This is a genomic window from Staphylococcus sp. SUC_1.2 (genome assembly GCF_026222585.1).
This window is the reverse complement of record NZ_JANJPM010000026.1, coordinates 23,590-41,114: the sequence shown is the minus strand read 5'-3', so window position 1 is coordinate 41,114 and position 17,525 is coordinate 23,590. Positions and strand designations below refer to the sequence as shown.

21 protein-coding genes are annotated in these 17,525 nt (G+C 32.0%); 16 read left to right on the top strand and 5 right to left on the bottom strand.

The annotated features are described in order from the left end of the window. From NR218_RS09610 to NR218_RS09595, 4 genes are all read left to right on the top strand, one after another. Positions 1 to 238: uracil-DNA glycosylase family protein (locus NR218_RS09610; RefSeq protein ID WP_323670460.1), on the top strand; the 238-nt coding region annotated here is incomplete at its 5' end. Then, complete coding sequence (locus NR218_RS09605; protein WP_002488584.1) at positions 239 to 589, top strand: DUF5327 family protein; 351 nt, start codon at positions 239 to 241, stop codon at positions 587 to 589. Between the two features lie 33 nt (positions 590 to 622). After that, a complete protein-coding gene (locus NR218_RS09600; protein ID WP_095324338.1) occupies positions 623 to 991 on the top strand; it encodes a DUF423 domain-containing protein in 369 nt (122 codons plus the stop codon). Between the two features lie 70 nt (positions 992 to 1,061). Further along, positions 1,062 to 2,531 carry an APC family permease gene (locus tag NR218_RS09595; RefSeq protein ID WP_070491992.1) on the top strand — a complete coding sequence of 490 codons (1,470 nt, stop codon included), beginning with the start codon at positions 1,062 to 1,064 and terminating at the stop codon, positions 2,529 to 2,531. A 56-nt stretch (positions 2,532 to 2,587) separates the two neighbouring features. On the opposite strand, the gene NR218_RS09590 is transcribed toward NR218_RS09595, so the two are convergent. The 3 genes from NR218_RS09590 to hemQ form a co-directional block, all read right to left on the bottom strand. After that, positions 2,588 to 3,040, bottom strand: a complete 453-nt coding sequence (locus tag NR218_RS09590) for a threonine/serine exporter family protein (RefSeq protein ID WP_002448879.1) — start codon at positions 3,038 to 3,040, stop codon at positions 2,588 to 2,590. A 12-nt stretch (positions 3,041 to 3,052) separates the two neighbouring features. Continuing rightward, on the bottom strand, positions 3,053 to 3,820 hold the full coding sequence (locus NR218_RS09585; RefSeq protein WP_029376813.1) for a threonine/serine exporter family protein: 768 nt from the start codon (positions 3,818 to 3,820) through the stop codon (positions 3,053 to 3,055). 437 nt (positions 3,821 to 4,257) lie between these two features. After that, positions 4,258 to 5,007, bottom strand: coding sequence for a hydrogen peroxide-dependent heme synthase (gene hemQ, locus NR218_RS09580; RefSeq protein ID WP_002488567.1), 750 nt, complete (start codon positions 5,005 to 5,007; stop codon positions 4,258 to 4,260). Between the two features lie 170 nt (positions 5,008 to 5,177). On the opposite strand from hemQ, the gene pta reads away from it, so the two are divergent. The 6 genes from pta (at position 5,178) to NR218_RS09550 (ending at position 10,934) form a co-directional block, all read left to right on the top strand. Further along, positions 5,178 to 6,167 (top strand): phosphate acetyltransferase, encoded by a 990-nt coding sequence (pta, locus tag NR218_RS09575; RefSeq protein ID WP_002488580.1) that lies wholly within the window; start codon positions 5,178 to 5,180, stop codon positions 6,165 to 6,167. Then, entirely contained in the window at positions 6,167 to 7,003 is an 837-nt protein-coding gene (locus tag NR218_RS09570) for a lipoate--protein ligase family protein (RefSeq protein ID WP_025987147.1), read from the top strand. The genes pta and NR218_RS09570 overlap by 1 nt, the downstream gene beginning before the upstream one ends. Before the next feature lie 412 nt (positions 7,004 to 7,415). Next, positions 7,416 to 8,339 (top strand): mevalonate kinase, encoded by a 924-nt coding sequence (gene mvk, locus NR218_RS09565; RefSeq protein WP_019834880.1) that lies wholly within the window; start codon positions 7,416 to 7,418, stop codon positions 8,337 to 8,339. A 4-nt stretch (positions 8,340 to 8,343) separates the two neighbouring features. Next, positions 8,344 to 9,327 (top strand): diphosphomevalonate decarboxylase, encoded by a 984-nt coding sequence (mvaD, locus tag NR218_RS09560; RefSeq protein WP_002488581.1) that lies wholly within the window; start codon positions 8,344 to 8,346, stop codon positions 9,325 to 9,327. A gap of 12 nt (positions 9,328 to 9,339) precedes the next feature. Continuing rightward, positions 9,340 to 10,416: a phosphomevalonate kinase gene (locus tag NR218_RS09555; protein ID WP_002488572.1), complete on the top strand. Its 1,077-nt coding sequence runs from the start codon at positions 9,340 to 9,342 to the stop codon at positions 10,414 to 10,416. Positions 10,417 to 10,592: 176 nt separating this feature from the next. After that, the gene (locus NR218_RS09550; RefSeq protein ID WP_017176048.1) at positions 10,593 to 10,934 is read left to right on the top strand and encodes a DUF1450 domain-containing protein; all 342 of its coding nucleotides are present in this window, start codon (positions 10,593 to 10,595) and stop codon (positions 10,932 to 10,934) included. Positions 10,935 to 10,995: 61 nt separating this feature from the next. Here NR218_RS09550 and merA read toward each other — a convergent pair whose 3' ends face one another. Beyond that, positions 10,996 to 12,318, bottom strand: coding sequence for a hypothiocyanous acid reductase MerA (gene merA / locus NR218_RS09545; RefSeq protein WP_002488570.1), 1,323 nt, complete (start codon positions 12,316 to 12,318; stop codon positions 10,996 to 10,998). Continuing rightward, on the bottom strand, positions 12,305 to 12,745 hold the full coding sequence (gene hypR, locus NR218_RS09540; RefSeq protein ID WP_002488600.1) for a redox-sensitive transcriptional regulator HypR: 441 nt from the start codon (positions 12,743 to 12,745) through the stop codon (positions 12,305 to 12,307). The genes merA and hypR overlap by 14 nt, the downstream gene beginning before the upstream one ends. A 156-nt stretch (positions 12,746 to 12,901) precedes the next feature. On the opposite strand from hypR, the gene NR218_RS09535 reads away from it, so the two are divergent. From NR218_RS09535 to NR218_RS09510, 6 genes are all read left to right on the top strand, one after another. Beyond that, entirely contained in the window at positions 12,902 to 13,837 is a 936-nt protein-coding gene (locus NR218_RS09535) for an aldo/keto reductase (protein ID WP_002488560.1), read from the top strand. A 148-nt stretch (positions 13,838 to 13,985) separates the two neighbouring features. After that, positions 13,986 to 14,522 carry a flavodoxin family protein gene (locus NR218_RS09530; protein ID WP_002488563.1) on the top strand — a complete coding sequence of 179 codons (537 nt, stop codon included), beginning with the start codon at positions 13,986 to 13,988 and terminating at the stop codon, positions 14,520 to 14,522. A 94-nt stretch (positions 14,523 to 14,616) separates the two neighbouring features. Beyond that, positions 14,617 to 15,093, top strand: coding sequence for a GNAT family N-acetyltransferase (locus NR218_RS09525; RefSeq protein ID WP_002488589.1), 477 nt, complete (start codon positions 14,617 to 14,619; stop codon positions 15,091 to 15,093). Between the two features lie 57 nt (positions 15,094 to 15,150). Continuing rightward, complete coding sequence (locus tag NR218_RS09520) at positions 15,151 to 16,455, top strand: HD domain-containing protein (RefSeq protein ID WP_170999975.1); 1,305 nt, start codon at positions 15,151 to 15,153, stop codon at positions 16,453 to 16,455. Positions 16,456 to 16,527: 72 nt separating this feature from the next. After that, on the top strand, positions 16,528 to 17,034 hold the full coding sequence (locus tag NR218_RS09515; protein WP_002488571.1) for a YwhD family protein: 507 nt from the start codon (positions 16,528 to 16,530) through the stop codon (positions 17,032 to 17,034). 221 nt (positions 17,035 to 17,255) lie between these two features. Continuing rightward, on the top strand, positions 17,256 to 17,474 hold the full coding sequence (locus NR218_RS09510) for a glyoxalase/bleomycin resistance/dioxygenase family protein (RefSeq protein ID WP_049379665.1): 219 nt from the start codon (positions 17,256 to 17,258) through the stop codon (positions 17,472 to 17,474). Positions 17,475 to 17,525: the final 51 nt, after the last annotated feature.

The following is a 17,525-nucleotide window of genomic DNA, read 5'->3' as shown; positions in this document are numbered from 1 at the left end:
CATTAAAGCTATTTCAGATTATCGCGAAGATGTTGTCTTTATCTTATGGGGAAAACCTGCGCAGCAAAAGATAAAATTAATTGATACAGCAAAGCATCATATCATTAAATCTGTTCATCCAAGTCCATTATCTGCTTATCGAGGTTTCTTTGGGTCTAAACCTTATTCTCGTACAAATGATTATTTAGAATCTAAAGGTAAAACGCCAATACAATGGTGTGAAAGTGGGGAATCTTAATTGAACAAAGAACAATTAATTCAACTTATAGAACAAGAATTAGTGCAAGCAGATGAAGCTCAAGATGAACAACAGTTTGAAAAGCATATGTATGCGATTCATACTTTAACATCTCTTTATTCCGATGTTTCAAAACGACCTTCTAAAAAATCAAAACATGATTTTACTAATATTGTAACTTCTGAATCTTCGTTTTCAAATAAGCCTTCAAATCATTCAGCGATTACTGCTGCAGAAATTGAAGCGATGGGTGGTAAAGTTCCACAAACAATGAAGCATCAAACTAAATCGTCTAATATGATGGTGACGGATGATGAAATTGGAAATGGTGAATCAATATTTGATTTTTAATTAAAATTAAGTTAGGAGAACTAAAATATTATGATGAAAGTATTTATAATTTTAGGTGCATTGTGTACGATGATGTCTGTTGGTACGGGCGCATTTGGTGCACATGGACTTGAAGGAAAACTCTCTGATAAATATATGTCAGTATGGGAAAAAGCAGTGAATTATCAAATGTATCATGGTCTAGGATTAATTATGATTGGCATCATTAGTGGTACAACTTCTATTAATGTGAATTGGGCAGGATGGCTTCTGTTCTTTGGTATTGTTCTATTTAGTGGCTCATTATATATTCTTGCATTGACTCAAATTCGTATTTTAGGAGCTATTACACCAATAGGGGGCGTACTCTTTATTGTGGGATGGTTAATGTTAATTATTGCAACATTTAAATTTGCTGGATAATAATATTTTATATTTTGGTTAGTAAACTCACCTTTTTGGGTATGTTAAGTACCTGAGGTGAGTTTATTTTATGAATAATAAAAATCGAGAGATAGATAGAGGAGATTTAAAACAAAATCTCTCTGAAAAATTTGTTTGGGCGATTGCTTATGGCTCGTGTATCGGATGGGGAGCATTTATACTACCCGGTGATTGGATTAAACAATCAGGTCCGATTGCTTCATCTATTGGTATTGTCATTGGTGCTTTATTGATGATATTAATTGCTGTAAGTTATGGCGCATTAGTCGAACGTTTTCCTGTGTCAGGCGGTGCATTCGCGTTTAGTTATTTAAGTTTTGGAAGATATGTGAGTTTCTTTTCATCATGGTTCTTAACATTCGGTTATGTTTGTGTAGTAGCGTTAAATGCGACAGCATTTAGTTTATTAATTAAGTTTTTACTGCCAAACATTTTGAATAATGGAAGGTTATATACGATTGCTGGATGGGATGTTTACATAACAGAAATAGTTATTGCTACGGTATTATTATTAGTATTTATGTTTATTGCAATTCGTGGTGCAAGTGTTTCTGGTACACTCCAATATTATTTTTGTATAGCAATGGTCATTGTTGTTGTGCTTATGTTTGTAGGTTCATTTTTCGGAAATAACTTTTCGTTAAGTAACTTACAACCTTTAGCAAGTAAAGAACTTGGATGGTTTAATTCCATTATTATGATTGTAGCTATTGCACCATGGGCTTATGTGGGATTTGATAATATTCCACAAACAGCAGAAGAGTTTAATTTCTCGCCAAATAAAACGTTCAAACTGATTGTATACAGTTTATTAGCAGCAGCTTTAACTTATGTCATTATGATTTTATACACAGGGTGGTTGGGTACGAATAATGCGAATTTTAACGGAAATTTATGGTTAACAGGCGCTGAAACACAAACTGCTTTTGGTTATATTGGCTTAGGAGTATTAGCGATTGCTATTATTATGGGGATTTTTACTGGATTAAACGGATTCTTAATGAGTTCAAGTCGATTACTATTCTCAATGGGGCGTGCTGGTATCATGCCTAAAGCGTTTAGTAAATTACATCCAAAATATAAAACACCATATGTAGCTATTATCTTTTTAGTAGCTATTACTTTAATTGCGCCATGGTTAGGACGTACCGCATTAACATGGATTGTTGATATGTCTTCAACAGGTGTATCTATTGCTTATTTTATTACTTGTTTATCTGCTGCTAAGCTATTTAGTTACAATAAACAAAGTAACACGTATGGTCCTATTTATAAGACCTTTGCTATTTTAGGTTCTATTGTTTCATTTATCTTTTTACTTTTATTATTAGTTCCAGGATCGCCGGCTTCACTTTCAATGCCTTCATATATTGCATTGGGTAGTTGGTTAGTGATTGGTCTTATTTTCTTTGTAGTTCGATACCCTAAATTAAAAAATATGAATAATGACGAATTAAGTCGTCTGATTTTAAATCAATCAGAACGAGAAGTTAAAGAAATGATAAAAGATAAAAAATAATATACGTAAACGCGAGAGCTGAGGGTTAATTACCAACAATCTCTCGCGTTTTATTGTTATATACGTTTACGTCGGCGAGCGAAACCAGAAACGATGATTTTTGAAATTTGGTCTGCGAATAATAATCCTAATGCAATCGCACCAGCGATAAGTGTGACTTCGAGCATTGTGTTGATTGCTTTACCAAATTGTAATAAGACTAGATTTTTAGTTGCATCAAAAGCAAGTCCACCAGGAACTAATGGAATAATACCAGTAACCATGAAAATGATTGCAGGTTCACGTTTTTTACGAGCCATGTAATGACTGATTAAACCCAATGTAAAGCTACCGAAAAAACTTGAATAAATCGTATGTATATTCAAACCTTGGTAGAATAAAATATATACCATCCATCCACAAGCTCCAACAAAACCACACGATAAATACAGCTTTCTAGGAGCGTCAAAGATTACACAGAAAAAGAGAGAAGCTGTATAACTAAATATAAAATTAAATAACCAAAACATTTATGCGTACTCCTAAACTAATATTAATATCGAACCTACGCCGGCACCAATACCAAATGCGGTGACAAGTGCTTCTAAAGACTTAGTGGTAAACATCATCATATGACCACCAAATAAATCTTGTATAGCATTCGTAATCAGTACTCCAGGTACAATAGGCATGACTGCAGCAATAATAATAGTAGCTAAATCACCACTTGGCGCTAACCAATGACCGAATACTGCGATAATACCAATAACTAAGGATCCGACGAATTCTGGAATAAATTGTGCGTGTAATCGACGATCTAGAATTTCAACAACCAGATACCCAATACTACCTGCAAGTAGAGCAGTAATCACATCGATAAATTGGCCACCTTGCAAATATAGGAAACTAATTGCAATAATGGCAGCAGCAATCCCTTTAAATGTTAAGCTACTATCTCGTTTTGCAATATATATTTTTTCTAATCGCTCTTTTGCATCTTCTAAAGAGATATCCCCTTTTGTGATTAATCGTGATATTTCATTTGCTTGTGAAATTTTAATGAGATTAGTATCACGGGAATTAATTCTAAATATTCGGGGGTAAGATTCGTTATGTAAAGTAAATTGAATGACTGTATTTGTAACGAAGCTATTGCTTTCAGGATATCCTAGTTTTCGGGCAATACGTGTCATCGTATCTTCTACACGTGTTCCTTCCGCGCCAGATTCAAGTAATATACGTCCAGCCATCATGACGACGTCTTTGATTAAAGTTTCATCTATATGTTCTTGTTTATTTGTATTTTCCATTTCATCACCATTCGTTAAGATGTAATCATTATTATAGTAGAAGTACATGAAAATAACTACCTTACATTATAAAACTTAACAATCATAATATGATGACCATTCATTTATATCTCAATAGTAGGTAAATATATTTTAATGAAAATAAAATTTAATGTTAAAAAACAATTGATTTATAACAATAATGTTTCAAAACATTACAATTCGGTTAAATAATAATAGTTAACAAATCAACATTGTGCTGGGTAGCGACAGCACTTTTGTGATTTGTTAATGTTCAGAGTAGTAATGAAGTTCTCCCAAACCATACTACTTGAAGTACACTTTGTAAAAAGTGTACTTTATCTCGGAAACTAATTGTTTTATATAAATATATTAATTTATTGAAAAATGGAGCAAAGACTGGCGTTTACTATGCTAGTCTTTGCTCCATTTATATATTAAATTGCAAAAAATTGATCGAAATGATCAGTAGTTAAAATATGGCCGATATAGAAACTACCAAAGTCGCCATAGCGAGCAGTCGTTTCATCAAAACGCATTTCATAAACAATTTTCTTGAATTGTAGAACATCATCTGAGAATAATGTGACGCCCCATTCAAAATCATCAAAACCTACTGAACCAGTAATAAATTGTTTAATTTTACCAGCGAATTTGCGTCCAATCATACCATGGTTATACATTAGTTTTTTACGATCTTCCATTGGTAACATATACCAGTTATATGTTTCATTACGACGTTTATCCATTGGATAGAAACAAATATATTCTGTTCTAGGCAATTCTGGATATAATCTTGCTTTAATATGTGGATTTTCATAAGGATCTTCGTCTGATTTACCGGCTAAATAGTTACCTAACTCAATCACAGATACATATGAATAAGTTTGAATGAAGAAATCAGCAATTCTTAATTTATTTAATTCATTTTCAATTTCATTCAATTCTTTCATTTCTGGACGTAAATACCATAATAAAATATCTGCTTTTTGACCTGTAATATTATATAAAGCATAATCTCCAGCTTGTTTTTCTCTGGCAGTGGCTTTATTTTTGATAAATACTTTAAATTCATTAATCATTGCTTCGCGCTCATCTTCTGGCACCAATCTAAACGTTGCCCAATCGACAGCGTAAAATAAATGAAGGCTATACCAACCATCTAATGTTTCAGCTGCTTCACTCATATCTATCGCTCCTTTAACTATATTTTCTATCAATACAGATTAAATTTTATCATAAAGAGAATTGTCACACATACTTAAAAGATTACAAATTAATGAAATAGAAATATTAAAAGAAATAAAGTATAATTAAGGTGAAAATACTATTATTTAAAAAATTTGAGGAGGGCATTATGTCTAGTTTATTAGATGTATTACAAGAAAAACTTTCAGGAAAAAACGTTAGAATTGTATTACCGGAAGGTGAAGATGAACGAGTATTAACAGCAGCTACAAAGTTACAAGCAACTGACTATGTTACACCTTTAGTATTAGGTAATGAAGAAAAAGTAAATACTTTAGCTCAAGATAAAGGATTAGATATCTCTAATATTCAAATTATCGATCCTTCTAAAAGTGATTTGAAACCTGAATTAGTCAAATCTTTCGTAGAACGTCGTAAAGGTAAAGCTACTGAAGAACAAGCTCAAGAATTATTAAACAATGTTAACTATTTTGGAACAATGTTAGTATACGCTGGTCATGCTGATGGATTAGTAAGTGGTGCTGCACATTCAACTGGAGATACTGTCCGTCCTGCCTTACAAATTATTAAAACAAAACCTGGCGTATCTAGAACATCTGGTATCTTCTTTATGATTAAAGAAGATAAACAATATATATTTGGTGATTGTGCTATCAATCCAACATTAGAATCTTCTGATTTAGCAGAAATTGCCGTAGAAAGTGCAAAATCAGCAAAAAGTTTTGGTATGGATCCACGTGTTGCTATGTTAAGTTTCTCAACTAAAGGTTCAGCTAAATCAGATGATGTAGAAAAAGTCGCTAACGCAGTAAAATTAGCACAAGAAAAAGTGGAATCTGAAGGTTTAGATAATGTAGTGGTTGATGGAGAATTTCAATTTGATGCTGCGATTGTACCTGCAGTTGCAGAGAAAAAAGCACCTGGAGCAAAAATTCAAGGTGACGCAAATGTATTTGTATTCCCAAGTTTAGAAGCAGGTAATATTGGCTACAAAATTGCACAACGTTTAGGTGGATTTGAAGCGATTGGTCCAGTTTTACAAGGTCTTAATTCACCTGTAAATGATTTATCTCGTGGTTGTTCTACTGAAGACGTTTATAACTTATCAATTATTACTGCTGCTCAAACATTACAATAATGGATTTAGCGAGTAAGTATTTTAATGACATTCATTGGCGCTATATAGACCATTCTTCAGGTTTAGCGCCAATGCAGTCATTTGCATTTGATGACACGTTTTCAGAAAGTGTAGGAAAAGATATATCTTGTAACGTTGTAAGAACATGGATTCACCAACACACTGTCATTTTAGGTATACATGATTCACGTTTGCCATTTTTAAAAGACGGTATTCAATACTTAACTGACGAGATCGGTTATAATGCAATCGTTAGAAATTCTGGTGGTCTTGGGGTTGTATTAGACCAAGGTGTTTTAAATATTTCGCTTATTTTTAAAGGACAAACTGAGACAACCATTGATGAAGCATTCACAGTTATGTATTTACTTATTTGTAAAATGTTCGAAAATGAAAATGTAGATATAGATACTAAAGAAATAGAGCATTCATATTGTCCTGGAAGATTTGATTTAAGTATTGATGGGAAAAAATTTGCTGGTATTTCACAACGACGGGTACGTGGAGGTATTGCAGTTCAAATTTATTTATGTGTTGAAGGTTCTGGTGAAGAAAGAGCTGAAATGATGCATGAATTTTATAAACGTGCCTTGAAAGGTGAAGTTACGAAATTTAAATATCCGGATATTAAACCAGAATGTATGGCATCTTTGGAAACATTACTTCATCGGGACATTAAAGTTCAAGGTGTGATGTTCCAATTACTTTATGCGATTAAAGACTTAGGTGGCCAGCTAAATATGGATCCAATTACAGAGGATGAGTGGCAACGTTATGAAGGATATTTCGATAAAATGATTGAACGTAATGAGAAAATGAATCGTTCCTTAGATTAAAATAAGATAAAAGGGAGTAAGAAAAATTCTAAGTGAATTTTAGCTTACTCCCTTTTTAGCATGCAATCATACAACTAAAGTATATATTTACCTTCAAAAATATAAAAATTGCTACATTCTTATTATTTTTTATAGTAATATAGATGAGGTGGATTCATTTAAGAACGATAATTTAACCATAATTATGTTGATTATAACATTTTTTAGGATATAAATATTTCAAAGTTTTGAACTATTTTTGACAAAGTTTTATACTATTTATTGATGTATTAACACAAATGCAAGATTTGAAGTAAATGAGTATAAACATATGTGTGACATGACATGTACAAATGTATAAATATGTTCAATTTTAAAACAACATTAATGAATGTTGAAATCATTTTAGAAAGAATATTAAAGGTGAGAGATCATGGTACGACGTGGCTATGGAGAATCTAACGGAAAAATTATATTGATTGGTGAGCATGCTGTAACTTTTGGCCAGCCAGCAATCGCCATTCCATTTACTTCAGGAAAAGTAAAAGTGCTTATTGAAAGCTTAGAAAAAGGTAATTATTCAGCAATTCAGAGTGATGTTTATGATGGTCCTTTATACGATGCACCTGATCATTTGAAATCACTTATTACACACTTCGTAGAAAGCAAACATGTTGAAGAACCATTGTTGATTAAAATTCAAGCTAATTTACCACCTTCTCGAGGTTTAGGTTCGAGTGCAGCAGTAGCAGTAGCTTTTATAAGAGCAAGTTATGATTATTTAGAATTGAAGCTATCTGATAAAGAATTACTAGAAAATGCAGACTGGGCTGAACGCATTGCTCATGGTAAACCAAGTGGTATTGATACAAAAACGATTGTAACGAATCAACCCGTTTGGTATCAAAAAGGAGAAGTTGAAATTTTAAAGTCTCTTGATTTAGATGGCTATATGGTTGTTATTGATACAGGAGTTAAAGGCTCTACAAAACAAGCAGTTGAAGATGTACATCGTTTATGTGATAACGATGAGTCATATATGAATGTCATTGAACATATTGGCTCTCTTGTTTATTTAGCTAGTGATGCAATTAACCATCATAGCTTTGATCAACTTGCTAATATATTTAATCAATGTCAAGACGATTTAAGAACATTGACAGTCAGTCACGATAAAATCGAAACTTTACTCGAAATTGGAAGACAACATGGTGCAGTAGCTGGTAAATTAACTGGTGGTGGACGAGGTGGTAGCATGTTAATTCTAACTAAAGAAGAAGTGACTGCTAAAACTATTGTTGCAGCAGCCGAAAAAGCTGGAGCGCAACATACTTGGATTGAAAAGTTAGGAGGATAAATCTTTGAAAAAAAGTGGTAAAGCACGCGCCCATACGAATATTGCTCTAATAAAATATTGGGGAAAAGCAGATGAAAATCTAATTATTCCTATGAATAATAGTTTATCAGTGACATTAGAGCGTTTCTATACAGAAACACGTGTAACGTTTGATGATTCATTAACAGAAGATCAACTTATTTTAAATAAAGAAGCTGTTAATGCTAAAGAAAGTGCTAAAATTCAACGTTATATGGATATGATTCGAAAAGAAGCTGATATTTCAACGTATGCACTAATAGAAAGTGATAATTTTGTGCCTACTGCTGCTGGTTTAGCTTCTTCAGCTAGTGCATATGCAGCTTTAGCTGGTGCTTGCAATGAAGCGCTTGATTTAAACCTATCAGATAAAGATTTATCTCGCCTTGCTCGTCGTGGTTCTGGATCAGCATCAAGAAGTATTTATGGTGGTTTTGCTGAATGGGAAAAAGGTTATGATGATAAAACGTCTTACGCCCATCAAATTGAGTCAGATGGCTTCGAGAATGACTTAGCTATGATTTTTGTAGTTATTAACAATAAATTAAAGAAAGTATCAAGTCGTTCAGGTATGTCTTTAACTCGTGATACCTCACGTTTTTATCAATACTGGTTAGATCATGTAGAGGAAGATTTAAAAGTCACAAAACAAGCGATTGCCCAAAAAGATTTTAAACGAATGGGTGAAGTGATTGAGGCAAACGGTTTGAGAATGCACGCAACAAATTTAGGTGCACAGCCACCATTTACATATCTTGTGCCAGAAAGCTACGAAGCTATGAGAATTGTACATGAATGTAGAGAAGCAGGATTACCTTGTTATTTTACTATGGATGCAGGACCAAATGTAAAAGTTCTAATAGAAAAGAAACATCAACAAGCGATTGTGAATCAATTTTTAGAAGTATTTAATAAAGATCAAATTATAACAAGTGATATTACACACGCAGGAGTCGAAATAATTAAGTAGGGAAGAGATATAATGATTCAGGCAAAAGCGCCAGGAAAACTTTATATAGCGGGCGAATATGCTGTAACCGAACCTGGATATAAATCAGTGTTAATTGCAGTAGATCGTTTTGTCACGGCTGCTATTGAAGCTTCAAATGAAATCACAGGTACGATTCATTCTAAAACATTACACTATAAACCTGTCACATTTAATCGTAATGAAGATAAAATAGAAATATCAGATGTACATGCAGCCAATCAACTCAAATATGTAGTTACTGCTATTGAAGTGTTTGAGCAGTATGCGAAAAGTTGTAATATAAAATTAAAACATTTTCATCTTACTATTGATAGTAATCTTGCAGATGCATCAGGACAAAAGTATGGTTTAGGTTCTAGTGCTGCAGTTTTAGTATCTGTGATTAAGGTTCTAAATGAATTTTATGAAATGGAGTTATCCAATCTTTATATTTATAAGCTTGCGGTTATTTCAAATATGAGATTACAAAGTTTAAGTTCATGCGGAGATATTGCTGTTAGTGTTTATAGTGGATGGCTTGCCTATAGTACGTTTGATCACGAATGGGTAAAACAACAAATGAAAGAAACATCTGTAGATGAAGTATTAGAAAAAAACTGGCCAGGTCTTCATATAGAACCTTTACAAGCGCCTGAAAATATGGAAGTTCTCATAGGATGGACCGGTTCTCCTGCTTCGTCACCTCACTTAGTAAGCGAAGTCAAGCGTTTAAAATCTGACCCTATTTTTTATGGTAAGTTTCTTGATCAATCAAATACGTGTGTGGAAAATTTAATCTATGCTTTTAAAACGAATAATATAAAAGGTGTACAAAAAATGATTCGTCAAAATCGTAGTATTATTCAGCAAATGGATAAAGAGGCTACGGTTGATATTGAAACAAAAAAATTAAAATTATTATGTGATATTGGTGAACGTTTTGGTGGTGCAGCAAAAACTTCTGGAGCTGGTGGAGGAGATTGTGGCATTACAATTATCGATAATAGAGTTGATAAGCACTCTATTTATGAAGTATGGGAAAAAAAGGGAATTAAACCTTTGAAATTTAAAATATATCACGGACAATAAGACTACTATTATGATGAAGCGAGACATTTTATTAAGAAAATATATGTCTTGCTTTTTATTTATAGCAAATCTTTTTTAGTGCTTGAATTTTTAATTAAAAAGAGTAAAATAATTAGAGTTGTAATAAATGAATGGAAGTAAATATAAGAGAAAATAATGTAAAGGTGGGTAGCGAAGTGAAGAATAAATTTTTGATTTGTGACGAATGTCAGGCAGTTAACTTAAAATCATTAAAGAAAAAATTAGAAAAATTAGATCCTGATGCTGAAATTGAAATAGGCTGTCAGTCATACTGTGGTCCAGGTCGTCGTAAGACATTTGCTTTTGTTAATAATCGCCCACTTGCTGCATTGACTGAAGATGAACTTATGGAAAAAGTAACTGCACAATTAAAAAAACCACGTGATCCTGAAGAAGAAGAACGTTTGAGAAAACGTAATGAAGAACGTAAGCGTCGTAAAGAAGAACAAGATAGAAAATTAAAAGAAAAATTAGCAAAGCGTAAAGCAAATAAATAATAAATATCGATGATAAAGAAGCTCGTAAACTCATTTAAAAATGGGTTTACGAGCTTTTTTATTAAATGTTAAATAAGTCATTAAATGATTCAGCTATTGTTGGATGAGTATAAATATTATCACGTAATACTTGATAAGGAATATGTTGATCGATAGCAAGTTTAATTAAATTAATAATTTCTTCAGAACCTTTACCATATAAAGTAGCACCTAATATTTCATTATTATCTTTATTGATTACAACTTTGAAAAGACCGCGACCATCGTTATTAATTTTGTGTTTTGGTAAAGTATTAATAAATAAAGTGTTTTCAACGTAATTATAATTTAATTTTTGTGCTTCTAAAGCGGTCATACCAACACGAGAAAGCGGTGGATCGATAAATACTGTATAAGGGATAGTACCACGATTTTCAGTGTGTCGTGAACGGTCACCGAATAATTCAGATTTCAAAATTCTAAAGTCATCTAAAGAAATATAAGTGAATTGTAATCCACCTTTTACATCTCCAGCAGCATAAATATGTGATACAGAGGTTTGTAGATGGTTGTTTACTTTTATTTCTCCGTGAGTGCCTAACTCAATATCTGTATTGTCTAAAGCTAAATCTGTATTTGGTACACGTCCTGTAGCAAGTAAGATTGCATCACCAGTAAAGTTTCCTTGTGAGGTTTCAACTGTTGTCAAATCACCTTCATTTTTTAATGCTTTTGTTTCAACATTAGTAATTAAACGTACGCCTTTATCTTTAAAATCATTAATCATGTGTGTGACTATTTCTTGATCTTCTCTGGCCATAAATTGTTTATTATATTCTAGTACAGTTACGTTTGTACCAAAGCTTTGAAACATTGAGGCAAATTCTAATGCAATATATCCTCCACCAATAATCACTAATTCTTTAGGTTGATAAGAAATATTTAATAGTCCTTTTGAATCATATACATTTTGTGCTGAGTCTATACCTTCAATATTTGGAATATTAGATTTTGCACCTGTATTAATTAAAATTTTATCTGCTGTCAGTGTTTGAACTAACTTACCATTTTCATCAATTAATTCTACTTCTGTATTAGATTTAAATTGTGCTTTAAAGTTTAACAAGGTAATATTTTCATCATTTTCTAAGTTTAAATAGTTTTTTTGATTTAATGCTTTGACTACTTCTTTTTTTCTTGAAAAGGCAGTTGAAAAATCGACATGTTTAATACCATCATTAACAAGCACTTTAGATGGAATACAGCCATGGTTTATGCATGTACCGCCATAGCTTTCTGTAAACTGTTCAATTAAAGCAACCTGTTGTCCTTGTGATGATGCATATTTGGCAAGTGTTTTTCCGGCTTTACCAAAACCAATAACGATTAAATTATAATGTGTCATATGTTGTATCCTCCTGAAGTGTATCATTAATTACATCATTAATTGTGAGGGTATCATAAAAATTTAAAATAACACGATGTTCCTTTTGATTATAGTGTGACATGGTCTTTGCTATGTTTCTTGATATTTCACAATCGCTCTGCTCATGACCTGTGAAAATACGCTGTTGGCTATCTTTTTCAAGCACAAATATACGATATAGTACTGATAGTTTAATGCTAGCAGTTGAATGATTTGCACTATATCCACCATTTTTACCACGGGAAGTATTAATAAACTGGTATTGATTTAAAACAGTAGTCACTCTACGTAATTGAACTGGATTGAGGCAAGTTAATTTTGCTAAAGATTGACTACTGAATTGTTGGTTGTCGTGCTTTACTAAAAAACTAAGTACGTGAACGGCAATGTTAAATTCTAAATTCAAATGATGCACCTCCTAAATGTAACTTTATTAGTTACATTTAAATATAAAATAAAACATATGTCAAATTTAATGTTTTAAACACTACTGAATGAATTTATCATTACTAATCGGGTAAACTATAAATAGAAACTACATTTTTAAGGAGTGGTGAATATCATGGCAGAATTTGTACAATTAGGAAAATCTGATGTTCATGTATTTCCAGTTGCATTAGGTGCAAATGCAGTCGGAGGACATAATTTATATCCCAATTTAGATGAAGAGCAAGGAAAAGATGTCGTTAGAAAAGCTATTGATAATGGTATTACTTTAATTGATACTGCGTTTATTTATGGACCTAAACGCTCAGAAGAACTTGTAGGAGAAGTTGTAAAGGAATATCCTCGTGAAAAAGTTCAAATTGCAACTAAAGGATCACATGTTATTAAAGATAATGGCGATGTTGTTCAAAATAACCAACCTGATTATTTAAAACAACAAGTTGAAGAGAGCTTAGAACGCTTGCAAGTGGATTATATTGACTTGTATTACATTCATTTTCCTGATGAGTATACACCAAAAGATGAAGCTGTGGCAGCATTACAAGAACTTAAAAAAGAAGGAAAAATTAAAGCAATAGGTGTTTCAAACTTTACGTTAGATCAACTTAAAGAGGCGAATAAAGACGGATATGTGGATGTTGTTCAATTAGAATATAATTTACTACATCGTGAAAATGAAGAAGTAATGAAATACGCAGCTGAAAATGATATTACTTTTGTACCATATTTCCCATTAGCTTCTGGCATTTTAGCTGGTAAGTATGAAGAAAATCAAACTTTCGATGATCATCGTGCAACTCGTCGTGATTTCCAACCAGAAGTGTTCAATGATAACGTACGTCGAGTAAAAGAATTATCAAGTATTGCTGAAACTCATAATACAAGTATTGCTAATATTGTATTAGCATTCTACTTAACACGTCCATCACTTGATGTTGTTATTCCTGGTGCGAAACGTGCTGATCAAGTTGTAGAAAACATTGAAGCAGCAAATATTGAACTGACTGAAGAAGAAATTAAGAAAATAGATGATTTATTCCCAGTTGAATAAAGTACGTTAAATAAAAGTAATAATGGCTCCTACACCGTTTATATAGGTGTAGGAGTTTTTATTATAAATAAAAGTAAAAAGATGGGGTACATAATAAGTAAATAGAAAAAACACATTAATAATATAAATTAAAAAAGAGGTAAGATACATGATTACTGTATTATTTGGTGGAAGTCGTCCACAAGGAAATACTGCTCAATTAACACAATATGCTCTAGAAGGAAAACAATATAATTGGATTGATTTAACACAATATCATTTTAAACCTGTAAGAGATTATAGACATGAATCAAAGCAAATTGAGTCATACATAGATGATTATCAATTGATTATTGACCAAGTGCTTGAAAGTGATACAGTTATTTTTGCATCACCTGTGTATTGGTATAGTGTGTCAGCATCTGTAAAAGCATTTATCGATCATTGGTCAGAATCATTAATCGATCCTAAATATCAGGATTTTAAAACTAAAATGTCTAACATTGATTTTAGATTAATCTTAGTTGGGGGAGATTGTCCGAAAGTAAAAGCGAAACCTTGCATTAAACAGTTAGAATATAGTTTAGATTTTCTCGGAGCAAACCTAAATGGTTATATTATTGGTACAGCAGAAAGACCTGGAGATGTTATGAAAGATGTATATGCTCTAGAAAGAGCACAGGAATGGAATGCAGTACTGTCTTAATAAGATGCATCTTAAAGTTGAGTGAAAGCGTTTATTAATATACTATGATATAATTTTGTTATTAAATTACAATAAAATGTCAGGAGAATGAAGCATGTATACAGTTAGAAAAGCGACAACTAATGACGTTATAGCAATAAGAGATGTAGCTACAAAAGCTTGGTATAATACGTATTTAAATATTTATGCAGTATCAACAATTAATGAATTATTAGCAGCTTCGTATAATGAACACCATTTAAAAAAGCGATTAGAAGATCAACTTTTTTTAGTTGTTGAAGAAAATAATGAAATTGTAGGATTTGCTAACTTTATCTATGGTAAAGAATTATACTTAGCCGCACATTATGTTCACCCAGGTGTACAACATAAAGGTTATGGAACAAGTTTACTTGAAGAAGGATTACATGAATTTGAAAATGAATATGATACGGTCTTTTTAGAAGTTGATAATAAGAACAAAGAAGCTATTCATTATTATCAACATCATGGTTTTGAAATAGTTCGTTCATATCAACCAGAAATGTATGGTGAACAATTAGATTTAGCATTAATGAAGAAAGTATTATAAGAATTAATCAACTTAAATTCATATTACTACTGATGAAAGCAAGTATGAAAGAGGAGGATGAACTTGACACAATCATCTTATGTAACTAAAAAATTAGCTGAAGAAAAAGTATTTAAAGATCCAATTCATAAGTATGTTCATGTTAAAGATCAACTAATATGGGATTTAATTAAAACTAAAGAATTTCAGCGCTTGCGTCGTATTAAGCAATTAGGTACATTATACCTTGCCTTTCATACTGCAGAACACAGTCGTTTTGGACACTCTTTAGGAGTCTATGAAATTGTAAGACGTATGATTGATGAATCATTTGTTGGGCGTGAAGCATGGAATAATAAAGATCGCCCCCTTGCTTTATGTGCAGCTTTATTACATGATTTGGGTCATGGGCCGTTTTCACATAGTTTTGAGAAGATATTTAATACGGATCACGAAGCGTTTACCCAAGAAATTATTACTGGAAACACTGAGGTTAACGAAGTATTAAGTAGAGTGTCTGAGACCTTTCCTCAGGAAGTAGCCGATGTTATTAATAAAACGCATAAAAATAAATTAGTCATTTCCATGATTTCATCTCAAATTGATGCTGATCGTATGGACTATTTGCAACGTGATGCTTATTTCACAGGTGTATCATATGGTACATTTGATATGGAGCGTATACTTCGATTAATGAGACCATCAAAAGATGAAGTACTTATTAAAGAAAGTGGTATGCATGCTGTAGAAAATTTTATTATGAGTCGTTACCAAATGTATTGGCAAATCTATTTTCATCCCGTAAGTCGTGGTGGAGAAGTACTATTAAATAATTGTCTTAAGCGAGTCAAACAGCTTTATAAAGAAGATTATCAATTTAAAATGTATCCAAAAGAATTTATTCCATTTTTTGAAGGCACAATTACAATTGATCAGTATGTAGAATTAGATGAAGTAACTGTATTATTTTATTTGAAGAAATGGATACATGAAGAAGATGAGATCTTAAGTGATTTAGCGCGTCGATTTATTAATCGTGATCTCTTTAAGTATATTCCATTTGATGGTTCGATTATTACAATTACTGAATTACAGGATTTATTTATTGAAGGTGGCATTGATCCGGAATATTATTTTGTTAGTGAAGCTTTTTCGGATTTACCATATGATTATGATCGACCTGGTTCTAATCGACAACCTATCCATTTGTTAAGACGAAATGGTAGTATTAAAGAAATTAGTAGCCAATCGTTAGTCATTTCAAGTATTACTGGGATTAATCGAGAAGACTATAAACTATACTATCCTAAAGAAATGATTCTTAATATTAAAGATCCAGAAGTGAAAGGTTCAATTATTAATTTATTGAATGAATTAAATTAAATATTTGTTGATAATATACGCTATGATTTAATAGCAAGTGTGAAAAGGTAAAGAAGTATTGGAGGAATCATCGTGGCAGAAAATAAAGGGTTTAAATTTAATATTATAAAAAATGATCCTCTAGATGGTCATAAAGGTACAAATATAGGAGCAATTAGTTTAGATAATATTGCACCTGTATTTATCGATGTTGCAAATAAAGAAGCATTTCTTGATATCGGCGGTATGCATGCACGTGCGGAAGTAGAAAAAGGCGTAAAGTGGATTACTGATAAAGAATCAGTGGAAGGTCCAGAAGCTAAGGAATATTGGTTATGTTGGGTGACTACTGAACGTGGTGAAAATGGTCCTTATTACGCGGGCGTCACTGCATGTTATTTACTTGTAAATAAAAGTATTCGTCGAGGTTATAAGAGTATGCCAGAACATGTCAATATGATGGATAAGTCTATGAAACATCAAGTTATTATTGATCAAATTGGTGAAGAAAATAAAAAGATATTAAAAGATTTTTTAATATCCCATAATGAAACGATGTGGAATAACTCAAACGAAGCGTTATTCAAGGCATTTGATTAGAAAAAACTCGAGACACTCAGTAGTGCATATTAAATGACTGAGTATCTCGAGTTTTATTTTTCTAATGTATCTCCAACATTATAAAAATGATAAACTGATTTCATTACATTATGATAAATCTGTTGAAAAGATTGTTCAGTTTGTTTACTAATAACTCTTAAATCTTCATATTAAAATTTCTGCTTAAATTAGAAGATTTAGGCTTTAATCATATATCATTAATGGTAGATCACATTGAAGATGTACTCGAAGATGCCAAGCGTGCAGGGGCTGAGCCTTTGTCTGAAACACATGATAATTCAACTTATGAAGATACTAAAGGCAGTAAAAGCGTTTATATCAAAGCGCCTTTTAATGTATTGATTGAATTGCAAGCGATCCCTAATGGGTATTATTATCGAGAAGATAGTGAGGCAAAAGTATTTATTCCTGGGAAATAAGGTACACCTAATCAAATTTAGTTATTAAGAAATGTATAAAAATGTTATTTA